This is a genomic window from Shewanella sp. SP2S2-4, assembly GCF_031932025.1.
Lineage (GTDB): Bacteria > Pseudomonadota > Gammaproteobacteria > Enterobacterales > Shewanellaceae > Shewanella > Shewanella baltica.
The window spans coordinates 140,306-156,801 of record NZ_JAUOER010000001.1; the positions used below are offsets into that span (position 1 = coordinate 140,306).

General features: G+C 46.3%; 10 protein-coding genes and 1 pseudogene. 2 read left to right on the forward strand and 9 right to left on the reverse strand.

Annotation, left to right across the window (positions count from 1 at the left end):
- Nucleotides 1-28 precede the first annotated feature (28 nt).
- On the reverse strand, nucleotides 29-1,495 hold the full coding sequence (locus tag Q4Q54_RS00670) for a diguanylate cyclase domain-containing protein (RefSeq protein WP_311987211.1): 1,467 nt from the start codon (nucleotides 1,493-1,495) through the stop codon (nucleotides 29-31).
- Between the two features lie 294 nt (nucleotides 1,496-1,789).
- Between Q4Q54_RS00670 and Q4Q54_RS00675 the strand changes: the two genes are divergently transcribed.
- Complete coding sequence (locus Q4Q54_RS00675; RefSeq protein ID WP_311987213.1) at nucleotides 1,790-2,743, forward strand: DUF72 domain-containing protein; 954 nt, start codon at nucleotides 1,790-1,792, stop codon at nucleotides 2,741-2,743.
- A gap of 243 nt (nucleotides 2,744-2,986) precedes the next feature.
- Here the strand turns inward: Q4Q54_RS00675 and Q4Q54_RS00680 are convergent, their stop codons facing one another.
- Together Q4Q54_RS00680 and Q4Q54_RS00685 are read right to left on the reverse strand one after the other, a co-directional pair.
- Entirely contained in the window at nucleotides 2,987-4,456 is a 1,470-nt protein-coding gene (locus Q4Q54_RS00680) for an inorganic phosphate transporter (RefSeq protein WP_311987455.1), read from the reverse strand.
- A 232-nt stretch (nucleotides 4,457-4,688) separates the two neighbouring features.
- Complete coding sequence (locus Q4Q54_RS00685; protein WP_311987215.1) at nucleotides 4,689-5,504, reverse strand: helix-turn-helix transcriptional regulator; 816 nt, start codon at nucleotides 5,502-5,504, stop codon at nucleotides 4,689-4,691.
- Nucleotides 5,505-5,588: 84 nt separating this feature from the next.
- On the opposite strand from Q4Q54_RS00685, the gene Q4Q54_RS00690 reads away from it, so the two are divergent.
- On the forward strand, nucleotides 5,589-6,305 hold the full coding sequence (locus tag Q4Q54_RS00690; protein ID WP_311987216.1) for a type 1 glutamine amidotransferase: 717 nt from the start codon (nucleotides 5,589-5,591) through the stop codon (nucleotides 6,303-6,305).
- Nucleotides 6,306-6,402: 97 nt separating this feature from the next.
- On the opposite strand, the gene Q4Q54_RS00695 is transcribed toward Q4Q54_RS00690, so the two are convergent.
- The 6 genes and pseudogenes from Q4Q54_RS00695 to prfB form a co-directional block, all read right to left on the reverse strand.
- On the reverse strand, nucleotides 6,403-8,091 hold the full coding sequence (locus tag Q4Q54_RS00695; RefSeq protein ID WP_259214992.1) for a glucan biosynthesis protein: 1,689 nt from the start codon (nucleotides 8,089-8,091) through the stop codon (nucleotides 6,403-6,405).
- A gap of 307 nt (nucleotides 8,092-8,398) precedes the next feature.
- Nucleotides 8,399-8,819, reverse strand: a pseudogene (locus Q4Q54_RS00700) (PaaI family thioesterase).
- 180 nt (nucleotides 8,820-8,999) lie between these two features.
- Nucleotides 9,000-11,165 carry a catalase/peroxidase HPI gene (gene katG, locus Q4Q54_RS00705; protein WP_311987218.1) on the reverse strand — a complete coding sequence of 722 codons (2,166 nt, stop codon included), beginning with the start codon at nucleotides 11,163-11,165 and terminating at the stop codon, nucleotides 9,000-9,002.
- A gap of 310 nt (nucleotides 11,166-11,475) precedes the next feature.
- Nucleotides 11,476-12,948, reverse strand: coding sequence for a carbon starvation CstA family protein (locus tag Q4Q54_RS00710; protein WP_311987220.1), 1,473 nt, complete (start codon nucleotides 12,946-12,948; stop codon nucleotides 11,476-11,478).
- Between the two features lie 690 nt (nucleotides 12,949-13,638).
- Nucleotides 13,639-15,141, reverse strand: coding sequence for a lysine--tRNA ligase (lysS, locus tag Q4Q54_RS00715; RefSeq protein ID WP_006080389.1), 1,503 nt, complete (start codon nucleotides 15,139-15,141; stop codon nucleotides 13,639-13,641).
- A gap of 28 nt (nucleotides 15,142-15,169) precedes the next feature.
- A protein-coding gene (gene prfB, locus Q4Q54_RS00720) for a peptide chain release factor 2 (RefSeq protein WP_263185929.1) occupies nucleotides 15,170-16,268 on the reverse strand; the annotation gives its coding sequence in 2 pieces (ribosomal slippage) (nucleotides 15,170-16,192 and nucleotides 16,194-16,268; 1,098 coding nt in all).
- Nucleotides 16,269-16,496 lie beyond the last annotated feature (228 nt).

The window sequence follows — 16,496 nt, forward strand, 5'->3', positions numbered from 1 at the left end:
CTCTTGCGCCTGAACACCTCAATCGGACTCACACTATCTTAGTCACCTTGTTTTCAAGGTTATTTAACTCAGCGTCTTCTAACTCACTTTCTTCTGACTCAGAAGCTGCAGGTAGCGGATCCGCATTTAGGTTTCTTAGCCCTTGATAGCCCATTTCAATACGATTGCCCCCATTTTTCTTAGCCTTATACATAGCAGCATCTGCACAGGAGAGTAACTGTTTTTCGTCCATGCCGTGCTCTGGATACAAGGCAATACCAATACTCGGTAAAATATGGATTTGCTGGTCGGCAAGTTCGAAGGGTTGATTAAGGACTTGTAATATTTTATGCGCTGCCAATAGGGTATTTTGAGCAGAATCAACACGTTCTAGTAAGATCACAAACTCATCACCGCCGAAACGCGCTACGGTATCTGAACCCCTAACACAGCTGAGAATACGCTGCGCCGTTACTTGCAGCAGCAAATCGCCAACGCTATGACCAAAGGTATCGTTAACCCATTTAAACTTATCTAAGTCTAAATAAAGTAAAGAGAAATAACTTGATTCCCTATGGGCACGGGATAGTGCCTTTTGAAACCTATCGTAAAAAAGCTCACGATTGGGTAACAGGGTTAACTGATCATACAGCGCAATATGTTCTAATCGCGCAAGCATTTGTCGGCGTTCAATCGCAAAGGCAATTTGCGTAGAAACAAACTCCAATAGCTCACGGTCTTGGTGCGTATAAGAAGCCGAAGTGGGCAAGCTATGCATCATCAAGGCACCGATAACACCTTTTTGCAGCTTTAGCGGCACACCCAGCCAACTTAAATTGCCATTACCCAGCTCTTCGCGAATGGCTTGGGGATACTCAGATAAGGTCACAGGACACAGGAGTAAAGATTCTGCACTGTGGATCACTTGTTCGGTAAACAAGCTGAAACTTGCGATATCGACCAGTGAATTATCACCCGCGGCGGCTTTGTAAGGGAAGCTGAGTTCATTTAAATCTTGATCGTACAATGCAATGGCAAAGTTTGCCGCAGGCAGCAATTTTGCAATGATTTCATGGATACGGCGATATAGAGCTAGCAAGTCCTCAGCAACATGCACAGCTTCAGAAATCTCATACAGGGCTGCTTGTCGGCGTTCGGCGTTTTTACTTTTAGAAATATCCCTCGCCACAGCCACACGTTGCTGATGAACCTCAGACCAGCGGGCAGACCATAAAATATCGACAACTGTGCCGTCTTTACGCACATAACGGTTTTCGAAATCGACCTTATAGCGGCCAGTCATAATCTCATTGGCGGTTGCGAGTGTGCGTTCTCTATCTTCAGGCAGCACAAGATCGAGCATCTGCATACCCATCATTTCCGCAGGCGTATAGCCAAAAATACGTTCAGCCCCCGCACTGACAAATTCAAACCGCCCAGTTTTATCAACGACGCAAATAGCATCCAAAAGAAGGTCAATAAAATTGCTTAGGGAAGTGTAGCCATCATTATTCACACCGTTCTCCAATCAACGTCTGTATTTGGCTAAGTAATAAGTCTGATCATAAGCATAAAAATAATAATAACGCACTATTAGAGTAGGTTAATTTTCAATGTCATTCCAGAGTTGCCCAAGTTGGGCTCGGCTTTTTATAGGATTAAATGCAAACAAAATCAAATACAATACCCTAAGCCATCAGCGGCGAGATTTGACTCTAGACTAAGGGTATCGGCACAATGCCCCAAACCCTAGCCTACATCAGGCTAGGATTGCATTGGCAAATGTGAATAAAATTTAAGGAAGGTCTTTTTGGATGAGTTGCGTTCTGGGTTAAATAAACCGAGTCATTTTCGCCTTGGGCTAGCCATGTGGTCACACTCAAATTGGCAAGAGAGTGTCTATGGCCATGGGATTAAACAAGCGGAGCGACTCGCCCGTTACGCCACAATATTCAATACGGTCGAAGGCAACACCAGTTTCTACGCAACACCAGCACAGCAAACCGTAATGAACTGGCATAGTGCCACACCCGATGATTTTCGCTTTACCTTCAAGCTGCCGCAAACCATTACCCACCAAAAACTATTGCAATACTGTGGCCAAGAGTTGAAAGATTTCTTCCAAGTGATGGCGCCATTAATTGATAAAACGGGGATCTGGAAAATCCAACTACCCGCCCATTTCGGCCCAGAAAACTTACCTGTGTTAGCGCAATTTCTCAATCAAGTCCCCCAAGGATTAACCTATGGCGTTGAAGTCAGGCATGCTGCATTTTTTGCGAAGGGAGAAGCTGAGCGTGCACTGAATCGATTGCTTATCGATAAAAAAGTGAATCGCATCATCATGGATAGCAGGCCCTTGTTTGCCCTACCACCCAGCGACGCCGCCATTATCGACGCCCATAAGAAAAAACCTCGAGTGCCAGTGCATGCGATTGCCACCGCAAATCATCCTGTGGTGCGCTTTATCGGCCAAGCAGACGATGCCGTAGCACGACTCGCGCAGCAAGGCGCGAGCGCTTTACCTAAGGATAACGATGCCTTTTTTGATAATTGGCTCGCCCAACTCCCGCAGTGGCTTACTGAAGGCCGAGAGCCCTATCTATTTATCCATACTCCCGATAATGAAACCGCACCAGAACTCGCCATACGTCTCTATCAAAAATTGCGCAGCCAAATTGCAGCGCACATTCAACTCGCCGAGATAAGCCTGCTTGAAAAGAAACCCGAAGAGACAAGCCCCCAGATGGGACTTTCTTGGTAGAACGCTATCAAGGTAAAACGGGCCTAATAAAACCCACGGCAAGCTCGCCGTGGGTATCGCTGCTCTTATTATTGGTGTCGTGCTTTAAAACGTATTCGAGATTGCTCAGCCATTTTATCCTTGTGGGTGTTGAAGGCTCAACACTAACAAGATGGCATAGCTCATTATCGCGGGAAACGGCGCTGAATTTAAACACCAAGCGCTTAAGGCTTGGCTATGTGAGCATTCAGCTTATATTTCTGGCTAACCCCAAAGTGCATTGGCAAGGATAAATACGCACGCAGAGAGCAACATAGTGATAGGAAGCGTCAATAACCAAGCGAGCATGATTTGCTTGATTGTCTGGATCTGAAGCCCTGAGCGATTCGCCACCATAGTGCCAGCAACAGCGGAAGATAGAATATGAGTCGTCGATACCGGCATGCCCGTCATACTGGCAATCCCAATTGATACGGCAGCGGTGACCTGTGCAGCAATACCTTGGCTGTAAGTCATACTCGATGAGCCAATTTTCTCACCCACGGTATACACAATCCTTCGCCAACCCACTAACGTGCCGCAGCCCAGTGCAGTCGCAATGGCAATAATCACCCAAAGTGGCGCATATTCAGTGGTGTGGGTGAGATCCTTGCGCCATTTCGCCAATGAAGTCAGATCTTTCACGGGCAGATCTAACTTAGCGACTTGGCGAGCGGTATCATCGATACACAGGAGTAATCGACGCACCTCGCGTCGCTCAGCGACATTCATCTCTTGGTAAGTCGAGACTTTTGCCAAGCGACGGTCGAGCAGCGACATCGCGGGCAATACATTCGCAGGCGAGCAATGGGCCAGCATATATTCGGGGACGTTTGCTGAAGCGCTAAAATCGATCACATCCGCGATCACGGCTTGGTTACGATCGTAAATCGCCATAATGCGCCGATTGGCATCTTGAGTTCGTTCCAAATCATAGGGTTGACTGCCCATGTCCAAGGCAAAATACGCCGGAGCCATACAAATCAGCACTAGCATCACTAGGCCTATACCCTTCTGGCCATCGTTCGAACCATGGGCAAAACTCACCCCCATAGCAGAGACAATTAAACTCGCCCTTGCCCAAAATGGCGGGTGTTTTTTGCCATTAATCTGCATCTGCTCATCGGGAGTGCGGTGAATTTTATGTTTCTGCCAGACGTATTTCATGATGAGTAGAAAAATCCCCGCCATCACAAAACCTAAAGTCGGCGAAATAATTAAGGACAACATGATCTGCGAGGCCTTAGAGACATTAATGCCCTGCAAGACAGGCTGATGATTCATCCAAGCGAACGCGCCGCCCACGCCCATTATCGAACCTATCAAGGTATGGGAACTCGATGCCGGTATACCAAAATACCAAGTGCCTAAGTTCCAGATAATTGCCGAAAACAGCAGGGAAAAGACCATCAACAAACCTTGGGTCGAATCCATGCCGAGCAAGGAATCTACGGGCAACAAATGCACTATTGCATAGGCCACACCTAAGCCACCTAATAGCACACCTGCAAAGTTAAAGAGCGCAGAAGTAACGACCGCAAGATTGGCTGGCATAGCCTTGGTATAAATAACCGTAGCCACCGCATTGGCCGTGTCGTGGAAGCCATTAATGAATTCGTATGCCAATACAAACAGTATCGCAAGCACTAAACCCACAGACCAAGCAAAGCCTAACGTTGTGAACATTTCAAACATAAAATACTGACCCATGGCGAGAACGCCCACAGATTACGCCTATATTTGGCCTCTTTTACAGTGAAAAATTATTTAGATTGTCAAAAAGTGAATTAGTCCTCAATAACTCAGTCGTATGCTTGCAATTGATGATTATATTCAACGATATGAATAACCGCGAATAAAATCCATAAAGCATTGATTCAAATTAAAAAGTCAGATGAAATGCTCGTTATCATGAGTCGTAACTGCGTTATATCCCATGATCGCCTAACCGAAATCGCTGTGGCGTCATTCCAAAACGCTCCTTGAAAGCTTTGATATAGGATGAATCATTTTGATAACCAATTTGGTGGGCCACATTCTGTATTGATAGGTCAGTGGCCAATAGTGATAGCGAATAGATCAACCGTAAATGTTGACGCCATAATACGAATGAGGAACCAAACTCCCTCACAAATAACCTCGACAATGTTCGTTCCGATGCCCCAACCATCTCACCCCATTTCGCTAAAGATAAATCTAAAGCTGGTGTTTGGGTTAAATGCTCAAAGATCAATTTTAGGCGCCTATCTTGCGGTATCAGTAACTTAAAAGTCTGTCCTTCCGCACTATTAATTTGATCGTATAACACCTCAAGCAAACGCTGTATTGCCGCCAGAGCCATTGGCTCAACATTCGTTGGGGGATTAAAAACACATTGTTTTCTGAGCGTTAGTACCAACTCCCTTAGAAAAGCACTCATAGCGACGGGCTTTATCATGGCGCCATAATCTCGACCATACATAGGATTCAAATAGACACCAATAAAGCAGGTATCTGTAATCGCAACAGACTCATGCATGACACCTGCAGGCACAAAAAGCGCTGTGGTATGGGGGACCAAAAACAGTGCCCCATTTGCCTCTGTCTGTAACAGGCCTTGAAGCGGAAAAATAAGCTGATGCCAACAGTGCTGGTGTAAAGCATCCACATACCCCTTCTGCATCTCAATCGTTTTTATAAAAGAAGGCATATTAGGCGCTTGCTCAATAATGGTATTAATCGAATCGAGTTGGCGACTTAGCATTATTACTTGTCCATATAACGTTATTCAGCCAAATAAAAAGGATTGTAGCATAGCGTTATCCCATAAAAGACACAGGAAAACTCGATGCGCATTCATTGCATTATCCATGAAAGCTATGAAGGTCCAGGCTATTTTAGTGATTGGGCCGCAAGCAAAAACTACAGTATGAGCTTTAGCAGAATCTATCTAAATGAAGCTTTACCCGACAATAGTGATGGTTTTGATCTATTAATTATCCTCGGTGGCCCCCAGTCTCCCGCGACATGCCAAAGCGATTGTCCATATTTTGATAGCCAAGCAGAACAAAGGTTTATCAGACAAGCTATCCAAAAAAATAAAGCCATTGTGGGGGTTTGTCTTGGGGCACAGTTAATCGGCGAGGCATTAGGTGCCCGTTATCAAAAGAGCCCGCATACCGAGATTGGTTACTTCCCCATTGAACTAACTGCGGCAGGAAGAAGTGATGTTAACCTTAAGACATTTTCGACCACTGAAGTGGTCGGCCACTGGCATAACGACATGCCAGGCCTCACTCCCGATTGCGAAGTGCTCGCCACAAGTGAAGCTTGCCCACGGCAAATTATACGTTACACACATTTAGTTTTTGGATTTCAATGCCATCTTGAATTTATCAGTAGCCAATTAAGACCATTAATTGCCCAAGAAAGTGCTTTTTCTAGCACACAGAAAATACCCTATATTCAAAGCCCTGAGTTCATCTTGGGACAATCAACGACTCGAATGAATCAGTTGCTAGGGCATTTTTTAGATAATCTAGTCTTAACCTATCAAGCCGTATAAACCCAAAAACCTGCAGAGGCAGGATTCAGTGAGCTAAGCCAAAACAAAAACGCCAGCTAAGTTAGCTGGCGTTTTAGATTAATAACTCACAAATCGCTTATTGCAGATGACCCGCATTGTGCAATTCACGATCATCCTTAGCAGGCGGATTCCACTGATACATCCAAGTTTCAGACAATGGCTGGCCATCGACTTCTAAATAGACTCTCAGGTTAATCGGCTCAGTGCCGTCTCCGGGTGGCACTACGTCAAACATAGCGCGGTAACCATTAATCGAAGCTAACGGACGGGCAGATTCAATTTCGACTTTACCTTCAGATGCAGTGATCACAGCTTTAACTTGGGTATCTTTGCCTATCATAGGCAAAGTGCCGCCCGCGAAATCCACCACAAAACGCTTACTGTAGTATTTGCGTTTCTGGCCAACTACGCCGCCAATCCCAGTGAAAGTATCGACAACACGAGCACGGGGTGATTGAACCGGTGGAATGCCGCCCCAATACATGTTGTAGCTATACAGCAGCTCTTGACCCGGCACAATCGGCTCAGCAGGATTCCAGAAAGCCACTATGTTATCGAAGGTTTCATCCAGTGTTGGGATTTCAACTAACTGCACTGAACCTTTACCCCAACTGCTTGTTGGTTCAATCCACAGGCTTGGGCGTTTATCGTAAAACACGCCGTCATCCTGATAGTGATCGAAGTTGCGGTCACGTTGCAGTAAACCAAAACCCTTTGGATTCTCATCGCTATAGGCGTTGAATCGTAGGTTTTCTGGATTACCTAGTGGACGCCAAATCCATTCACCATTCCCCGTGTGCATGGCTAAGCCATCGGTATCATGGATTTCTGGACGCCAGTCGTAACCGGTACGGCGATCGTTCTCACCCACCATAAACATACTGGTCAGTGGCGCTACACCTAAACGTTCAATCGCTTTACGTGGATAAACAGCCACATCCACTTTCATTTTTAAACGCTCACCCGGCTCGATATCGAAACGGTAAGCCCCCGTGACACTCGGAGAGTCTAACAAGGCATACACAGTCGTGATGTTCGATCCTGGTTTAGGTTTTTCTAACCAGAAGTCGGTGAACATTGGAAACTCTTCAGGTTTTGGCAGCGCAGTATCCACCGCTAAACCACGAGCCGACAAGCCGTATTGCATCTCATGACCCACAGCGCGGAAATAGCTGGCGCCAAGGAAAGCGACAACGTCACGTTCCCAATCGGTATTGAACTGCATACGGAAACCCGCAAAGCCAAGATCCTTAGGCAACTGACTGCCTTTCACCTTTGACTTACCGTAATCGAACATAGAAGGCGAATAGTCAATTAACTTAGCCTTGCCTTCATTCAATTCATAAATGTGAATTGGCGTGTCGAAATACAGCCCTAGGTGGAACAGCTCGGCACGAAACTCAGAGTCCTGATCGCGCCACAGTGCGGCTTTTTTCTTAAAGTGGAATTGTTGGTAATCATCCCAGCTCATGCCTTGAAGGCTTTTAGGCAATTCGCCTTTATGGCTTTCATAGGGTTGTGCAGCCATAGTTCGGGCATAGCCCTTAAGCCAAGCGTAACTGAACTCTTCACCTTCTTGTGGTGACGCCTGCTTACCCGCCGCACACGCCGAAAGACTCAGCAATACGCTACAGGTTAACAATACGCTGCCAACCATGCGCTGCAAACGGCCGCGACGAGAGGAAGATTGGGCTTCAATCGAAGGTAATGTCACCATCGATTGTTGGTAAACGTTTCTTTGTTCGGGAAATAAATTGGGTTGCATAAGCAGACTCTGAATTGGTGTAACTTCCTGACACTTCCCTGCAAATCTAACTAAATTTGCAGCGATGGCCCTGTGGAGAACTGTTGATGACAGAGGTAACAATACAGCGATCAGCAACAATTCGCCAGAATCTAACATACTTTCTGTCGAATGGAATATCGCATGCTAGCTATTTTCAATCTTGAAGCCTATTTATGAAAATATGATTAAAAAATTCCGTTATTTACTGAATTAATGCTCATAAAATCCTTACAGCTAACAGGGTAAAGTACTGTTCTAATAACATTGGGTACCGCATAGCATCAGCCTATGGTCTTAAAATCATGCAAGTCGCCGTAGCGGTGGCCAGTAATTTTCCATCCTGCGTTTTTAGCGTGCCTTCCGAAATTCCTAAGGACTTAGACAGATTAATCACTCTGCCCTCAGCCACTAACTCTTGATGCTTAGATTTTAATATTCAAATCGATAGTACCGTAACCCACACCCGCTTCAAGCAAAGTGTGCACAGCACAGCCAGTAACAGAATCCAGTACAGTGGCAGCGAAACCACCATGAACGCCGCCTAGCGGATTCAGATGCTTATCATCGGCTGTCGCATTAAACAGCACAGAGCCTTCTTCGACTCGAATCAATGACATGGGCATAGTCTGGGTGATAGAAGGAGCAGGCAGTTCACCCTTTGCCATTGCCTGTAAAATAGCTAAACCCGACATTTGCTGAATGTTCATATCCCTACCCTAAATTGATAAACGCCGTTACAGATTAATAAAAATGATCGCGTAACCAGTGAGAGTTAGGCGATCATTTGACTGAAAAATCCACTTAAGCACTAGACTAACCTTCAAGACGACAAGGCTTAAATCGGGCCCATTTGCCGCTTAGATAAGACTTACAAACTAAAGCTAAACTCAGCGCAGATCAAACCTGTCTAAGTTCATTACCTTAGTCCAAGCCGCGATAAAGTCATCGATAAATCGCAGCTGCGCATCGCTGCTCGCGTATACTTCTGCAAGTGCACGCAGCTGCGAGTTAGAGCCAAAAATCAAATCAACCCGCGACGCCGTCCATTTTTGCTGGCCGCTAACGCGATCAACACCCTCAAACCTATCCTCCGCTTTGGAAGTGGGTTTCCATGTCGTCCCCATATCCAGCAAGTTAACGAAAAAGTCGTTGGTTAAAAACTCTGGGCGCGTGGTCAATACACCCGTTTTAGATTGGTCGGCGTTCGTATCTAACACTCGCAACCCACCGATGAGCACTGTCATTTCCGGCGCGGTTAATGTCAGTAACTGTGCCCTATCGACCAATAACTCCTCCGCCGATAGCGAAAACTGGGGGGGATGATAATTTCTAAAGCCATCGGCGACCGGTTCCAGTACCGCAAAAGATTCCACATCCGTTTGCGCTTGCGTGGCATCCATACGACCCGGCGTAAATGGAATAGTCACTTCAACTCCCGCATTTCTGGCCGCTTGGTCAATACCGACACAACCTGCCAGCACAATCAAATCAGCAAGGGAGATTTTTTTACCGCTTTTGTTGAATTCAGACTGAATACTCTCAATTACTTTCAGCACCTTAGCGAGTTGCTCAGGCTGGTTCACTGGCCAATCTTTTTGCGGCGCGAGGCGAATTCGCGCCCCGTTCGCACCACCGCGCATATCAGAACCGCGATAGGTCGATGCAGAGGCCCAAGCGGTTGCTACCACTTCTGAAATCGTTAATCCTGAACCAATAATCTTACTTTTAAGATCCATGACATCCTGCTCATCAACCAAGGGATGGTCAACCGCAGGGATGGGATCTTGCCAAAGAAACGCTTCGGCTGGCACTTCAGGACCCAAATAGCGTGTGCATGGCCCCATGTCTCTGTGTGTCAGCTTGTACCAAGCCTTTGCAAATACATCGGCAAACTCATCGGGATGCTCAAAGAATCGACGGGAAATTTTCTCGTAATCAGGATCGAAGATCAGTGCAAGGTCGGTGGTCAACATGGTTGGCACATGACGTTTTGAAGCATCATGCGCATCGGGGATCACCCCTTTACCCGCGCCATTTTTAGGTTTCCACTGGTGGGCGCCCGCTGGGCTCTTAGTCAGTTCCCATTCATAACCGAATAGATTTTCAAAAAAATTGTTACTCCATTGGGTTGGCGTTGAGGTCCAAGTCACTTCAAGGCCACTGGAAATAGTATCGCCACCTTTACCGCTTTTATAGCGACTCAGCCAACCTAGCCCTTGCTGCTCAATACTGGCGGCTTCAGGCTCAGGCCCGACTAATGCAGCATCACCTGCACCATGGGTTTTACCAAAAGTATGGCCACCGGCAATTAGGGCCACAGTTTCTTCATCATTCATTGCCATGCGAGCAAAGGTTTCGCGGATATCGACAGCGGCAGCGAAAGGATCGGGGTCGCCATTCGGTCCTTCAGGATTAACATAAATCAGCCCCATTTGGACTGCGGCGAGGGGGTCTTCAAGATCCCGCTCACCAGAATAACGCTTATCGTCTAACCACTTATCTTCGGTACCCCAGTAGACATCGACTTCTGGCTCCCATATATCGACTCGCCCACCGGCGAAGCCTAAGGTTTTGAATCCCATAGATTCCAGCGCGACATTACCCGTGAGGATCATCAAATCGGCCCAGGAGATTTTATTGCCATATTTCTGTTTGATCGGCCAAAGGAGCCTGCGAGCTTTATCGAGGTTGACGTTATCTGGCCAACTATTTAACGGCGCAAAACGTTGATTACCGCTGCCCGCACCGCCGCGTCCATCACCGGTACGGTAGGTGCCGGCACTGTGCCACGCCATACGAATAAATAGTGGTCCATAGTGACCAAAATCCGCAGGCCACCAGTCCTGTGAATCAGTCATTAATGCGAGGAGATCTTGCTTTACCGCGGCTAAATCGAGGGATTTAAAGGCTTCAGCATAATTGAAGTCTTCGCCCATAGGATTCGACAAGGAAGAGTGCTGATGCAGAATATCGAGCCGGAGCTGTTTAGGCCACCAATCTCGATTCGTGGTGCCACCAGCAGAATGATGCATAGGACATTTGTTCTCAGACATAACGTGCTCTCCTTCTGTTCGCAAAAAATATTCAAGTAAGTAAAAACTAAATGACTTTTGCTGCATGTTTGTACTGCGTAACGTTCTAACTCACCGACTAATCGTTTCTATAGAGAAACAAAAAACAGTCTAACGACCTTACCTTACCTCTAGATGAAACGCGATAAATCATCCCATTAAATAATGTTCAGCAAACATTGCCCTTTTTAAATTAAGATATTAAAGGATAGCTAAGTTACTGCTAATCATAAAAAACAAGGGCTGCAAAATGCAGCCCTTGTGTCTAAATGGTCAAACTTGGTGTAACGGACTAGTTGACGTCTGCCACAGGTTTGCGTCGGTTGTGCGCAATAATCAGCGCGACTAAACAGATAACCCCAACTGCGATACCCACAGGCTGGCTCAAAGGTTGGGGTAAACCCAAACCAATACCCGCTGTCATAATGTAAGAAACTGTGACGCTAGTACCACCAATCGCTGGCAAGCTCACAATCCAATGGAAGGTCCCGCGATCGAACAAATACTTAGTCGCTAACCACAATACACTGGTTGATAGCAGCATATTTGAGAAGGCAAAGTAGCGCCAAATCAAGGAGAAATCGATCTTCGTCATAAAGTACGCAATCGTGAGAATAGGTACCGCGACAAGTAAACGATTACGCATGCTTTGCGGAATATGGAATGCGTCGATAATCGTCAGTCGCAGCGAACGGAACGCGGTATCACCAGAGGTGATCGGGAAGATAGCCACGGCCACAATCGCCATAATGCCGCCCACCACACCGAGATAAGTCGTCGCCACTTGGTTAACCACTAAACCTGGGCCACCTTGGTCGAGCAGACTCTTAAGCTCAACATAACCACCAGGGAAAGCCGCAATACCGGCCGTTGCCCATACACAAGCAACAATACCTTCAGCAACCATAGCGCCATAGTACACGGGACGCACATACTTCTCGTTGGTCAAACAACGGGCCATGATAGGCGCTTGGGTCGAATGGAAACCACTGATCGCACCACAGGTAATAGTCACAAACAACAGTGGCCATACAGGTAATCCGTCTGGATTTGGCTCAAGTAACTCGTTGTTGTAGTGGCTGTGATCAAAATAAGCAAACACATCACCCATTTCAGGTAACTGCGGCGCATTGAGCATCAGGGCAACTGCGATAGAAACCGTCATCACTATCATCAACAAACCAAATGCGGGATACAGTTTAGTGATGATTTTATCGATCGGCAGCATAGTCGCCAAAAAGTAATAGGCTAAAATCACTAACACCCAGAAGGTGTTATTGCCAAAGATGGTGTCTTTGAAATAATCGAGATTACTCAGCAAACCTGCTGGGCTCATGATAAAGACCACGCCCACAAAAAACAGTAGCATGGCGGTAAACAGCAACATCACGCCTTTAAAGTAGATATTAAAGTAGTGGCCAGCGATCTCAGGCAAACTCTTACCGTCTTCTTTAATGCTGAGCACGCCAGAAAAATAATCGTGCACCGCGCCGCCAATAATGTTCCCCAACACAATCCACACTAAGGCAATGGGACCGTACAAGGCACCGAGGATCGGACCAAAAATAGGCCCCACACCCGCAACATTGAGGAATTGGATCAGAAACGCTTTAGCTGGATGAACAGGCACATAATCAACACCATCTTCGAATTTTGCCTGTGGCGTCTTAGCTTTAGGATCGATACCCGCTTGACGTTCAACAAAGGGGCTATAGAACTTGTATGCAAGCACTAAGAGTGCGATACAAATAAAGAAAATTAACATTATTTAATTATCCATACTTTAGTAGGAGGTGATTTAATGGAGAGTTTCATTGAGTTAGCTACTGAGGTCAAGCAACACACTATTAGACTAATGTCGGGTTGATTATCTGAAACAGCCACAGGAGTGGGTATAGGTGAATAAATGCGTTTAAAAATAGTTCATCGTACTGTTTATAACGTCAGTGATGCAGCCTGCTATTTTGGCATTCACTGATTGCCGCGTCTTAACCCCTTCATCCTAGGTCTTCCCGTAAATCTTCTCTACCAATAATGAAATGAACACAGCCAATATCGTGTGTAACTGGTGACTGGATGCCTGCAGCGTGGCGAGTGTTTCCTAACATCGCAATATGAAACCCCAAGTTAAAGCCACAATCGACACTCACAAACTAAACCCGCAATCTACACTACAATCGATAGCCACAACCTGAAACTCACATGCCACTTGATGATGTTCATCTAACCTATTTTTAGGTCACTAATCGCTCGACTCTAGTACGCATCATTTTTAGCTATTTTAGAAAACAAAAGAACCAGCCAAATGGCTGGTTCTTTTAGGGGCATTCATCACTGTGATGGTTTGGTTATACCTAAATCAATCACTGCAAACTTAACCAAAAGCGACTCACTAGCAGTCGCGTGGCTAAGCTAATACAACAAGATTTACAACGAAATGCCTTGTTCGACTGCATTACGCCTGTGGGCGCATCGCTGGGAACAGGATCACGTCACGGATAGTATGAGTGTTAGTGAACAACATCACTAAACGGTCGATACCAATACCTTGACCTGCCGTGGGTGGCAAACCGTGCTCTAGTGCAGTGATATAGTCTGCATCGTAGAACATAGCTTCATCGTCGCCGGCATCTTTCGCGTCAACCTGTGCTTTAAAGCGGTTGTCTTGATCTTCAGCATCGTTCAGCTCGCTAAAGCCGTTAGCCACTTCGCGGCCACCGATGAAGAATTCGAAACGGTCAGTGATGAAATGGTTGTCATCGTTACGACGTGCCAGAGGTGAAATGTCCGCTGGGTAGCCAGTGATGAACGTCGGTTGCATCAATTGCCATTCAGCAGTTTCACCGAAGATTTCTTCAAGCAGCTGACCACAAGTCCAGAACTTCTCAATCTTCATGCCTAAGCTTTTCGCTAAATCGCGCATGAATTCAACATCTTTCACTTGCTCATAGGTCATAGCTTGGATGGTCGCGTTATCAGGATTGTACTTCTGAATCGCTTCTAACATGCTTAAACGTGCGTATGGGCCGCCGAAATCGACTGTGTGCTCACCGTATGGCATTTGCGCACTGCCAAGCAGTTCGATAGCAATCGAGCTAAGCATTTCTTCGGTTAAGTCCATCAGATCTTTGTAGTCTGCATAAGCCATATAGAATTCCATCATAGTGAATTCTGGGTTATGACGTGGCGACAGACCTTCGTTACGGAAGTTACGGTTGATTTCGAACACACGCTCAAAACCACCAACCACTAAACGCTTCAGATATAATTCTGGCGCGATACGCAGGTACATTGGCATGTCTAAGGCGTTGTGATGGGTGATGAAAGGACGGGCCGAAGCACCACCTGGGATCACGTGCATCATAGGGGTTTCAACTTCCATAAACTCTTTTTTGATCATAAAGTTACGGATTGCAGAAACCACTTTAGAACGCATGATGAAGGCATTGCGCGAATCTTCGTTAACGATCAGATCCACGTAACGTTGACGATAGCGCATTTCTTGATCGGCTAGACCATAATAGTCCGCAGGCAATGGACGCAGCGCCTTGGTCAGTAGCTCGTACTGTTCCATGTTGACATATAAGTCGCCTTTACCAGACAAATGCAGCTGACCGGTTACACCGATAATGTCACCGATATCCAGACCTTGAAAACGCTCTTTCAAATCAGCTTGTACGCTTTTTTCAGCATAGGCTTGAATACGGCCAGACACGTCTTGGATCACTAAGAAAGGACCACGTTTTGCCATGATGCGGCCAGCAATGCTGGTCTTAAAACCTAAGGCTTCGAGTTCTTCTTTAGTGTTTTGACCATACTGTGCTTGCAGTTCAGCCGCTTTATGGGTGCGACGGAAGGTATTTGGATGCGCATTAGCACTACAGTTTGGGCGGATGCTTTCTAGCTTGGCACGGCGCTCGGCGATCAGTTTGTTCTCATCAATTACTTGTTCAGTCATCTTATTTCTCGTCTATACCTTGAATTAATTACAGCCCAGATTTCAAACTGGCTTCGATAAACTTATCCAGATCGCCATCGAGTACCGCTTGAGTGCTACGGTTTTCAACGCCTGTGCGTAAGTCTTTAATGCGGGCATCGTCTAATACATAAGAGCGAATTTGACTGCCCCAGCCGATATCAGACTTAGCGTCTTCAGCGGCCTGTTTGTCGGCATTTTGCTTGAGCATTTCTAACTCAAACAGTTTTGCTTTCAGCTGCTTCATCGCAGCATCTTTGTTCTTGTGCTGTGAACGGTCGTTCTGACACTGCACGACTGTGTTAGTCGGTAAGTGGGTAATACGAATCGCCGATTCCGTTTTGTTAACGTGCTGACCACCCGCGCCCGATGCACGATAAGTGTCAATACGCAGATCCGATGGGTTGATATCAATCGTGATATCGTCATCGATTTCTGGATAAACGAACACAGAGCAGAATGACGTATGACGACGACCCGATGAATCGAATGGCGACTTACGCACTAAACGGTGCACGCCAGTCTCAGTGCGTAACCAACCAAACGCATATTCGCCAGTAAACTTAATGGTCGCGCCTTTAATACCGGCCACGTCACCATCGGTCACTTCCATCAACTCAGGGCTAAAGCCATGGGCTTCGCCCCAACGTAGGTACATACGCAGCACCATGTTGGCCCAATCTTGGGCTTCGGTACCACCACTACCAGACTGAATGTCTAAATAACAGTTTGACGCATCTTGCGGGCCGGAGAACATACGACGGAATTCAAGATCGGCAAGGCGGCTTTCGAGATAATCCAGCTCTTTACTGGTTTCATTGAAGGTATCTTCGTCTTCCTCTTCAATAGCCAGCTCGAGTAAGCCTTCAACATCTTCAAGACCTGAGTCCATATCGTCTATGGTTTTGACCACAGCTTCTAGGCTGGCGCGCTCTTTGCCTAAGGCTTGGGCGCGCTCTGGGTCGTTCCACACTTCTGAACTTTCAAGCTCACGGGTAACTTCTTCTAGACGCTCATTTTTGGCATCGTAGTCAAAGATACCCCCTAAGAAGCTCCGTGCGCTCGGCAAGCTCCTTAATTTTGAATTTTACTGGATTAACTTCAAACATGAGTTTTCAACTTTCTTTATTTGGCCGCTTTAATTGATCTTCCACTAAAAGGGGCGGTGATTAACAGTATTTGCAACCGCGCATTTTAACCTAACCAGACTGGTAAACCTAGGGGTGCACTGTTCATTAAATGGGATAACAAGGATTATTTTCCAAGCTAAAAGACCACAGCACTAAAGCCGAGACTAACAAAAAGCAATGAGTTAAGACTGTGATCTTACTTAAATT

Excerpts from the sequence above, each read along its gene's own strand:
- Q4Q54_RS00710 (WP_311987220.1), bottom strand. The coding sequence starts at position 12,948 with ATGTTAATTTTCTTTATTTGTATCGCACTCTTAGTGCTTGCATACAAG.
- Q4Q54_RS00695 (WP_259214992.1), bottom strand. The coding sequence starts at position 8,091 with ATGCAACCCAATTTATTTCCCGAACAAAGAAACGTTTACCAACAATCG.
- lysS (WP_006080389.1), bottom strand. The coding sequence starts at position 15,141 with ATGACTGAACAAGTAATTGATGAGAACAAACTGATCGCCGAGCGCCGT.
- Q4Q54_RS00690 (WP_311987216.1), top strand. The coding sequence starts at position 5,589 with ATGCGCATTCATTGCATTATCCATGAAAGCTATGAAGGTCCAGGCTAT.
- Q4Q54_RS00685 (WP_311987215.1), bottom strand. The coding sequence starts at position 5,504 with ATGCTAAGTCGCCAACTCGATTCGATTAATACCATTATTGAGCAAGCG.
- katG (WP_311987218.1), bottom strand. The coding sequence starts at position 11,165 with ATGTCTGAGAACAAATGTCCTATGCATCATTCTGCTGGTGGCACCACG.
- Q4Q54_RS00680 (WP_311987455.1), bottom strand. The coding sequence starts at position 4,456 with ATGTTTGAAATGTTCACAACGTTAGGCTTTGCTTGGTCTGTGGGTTTA.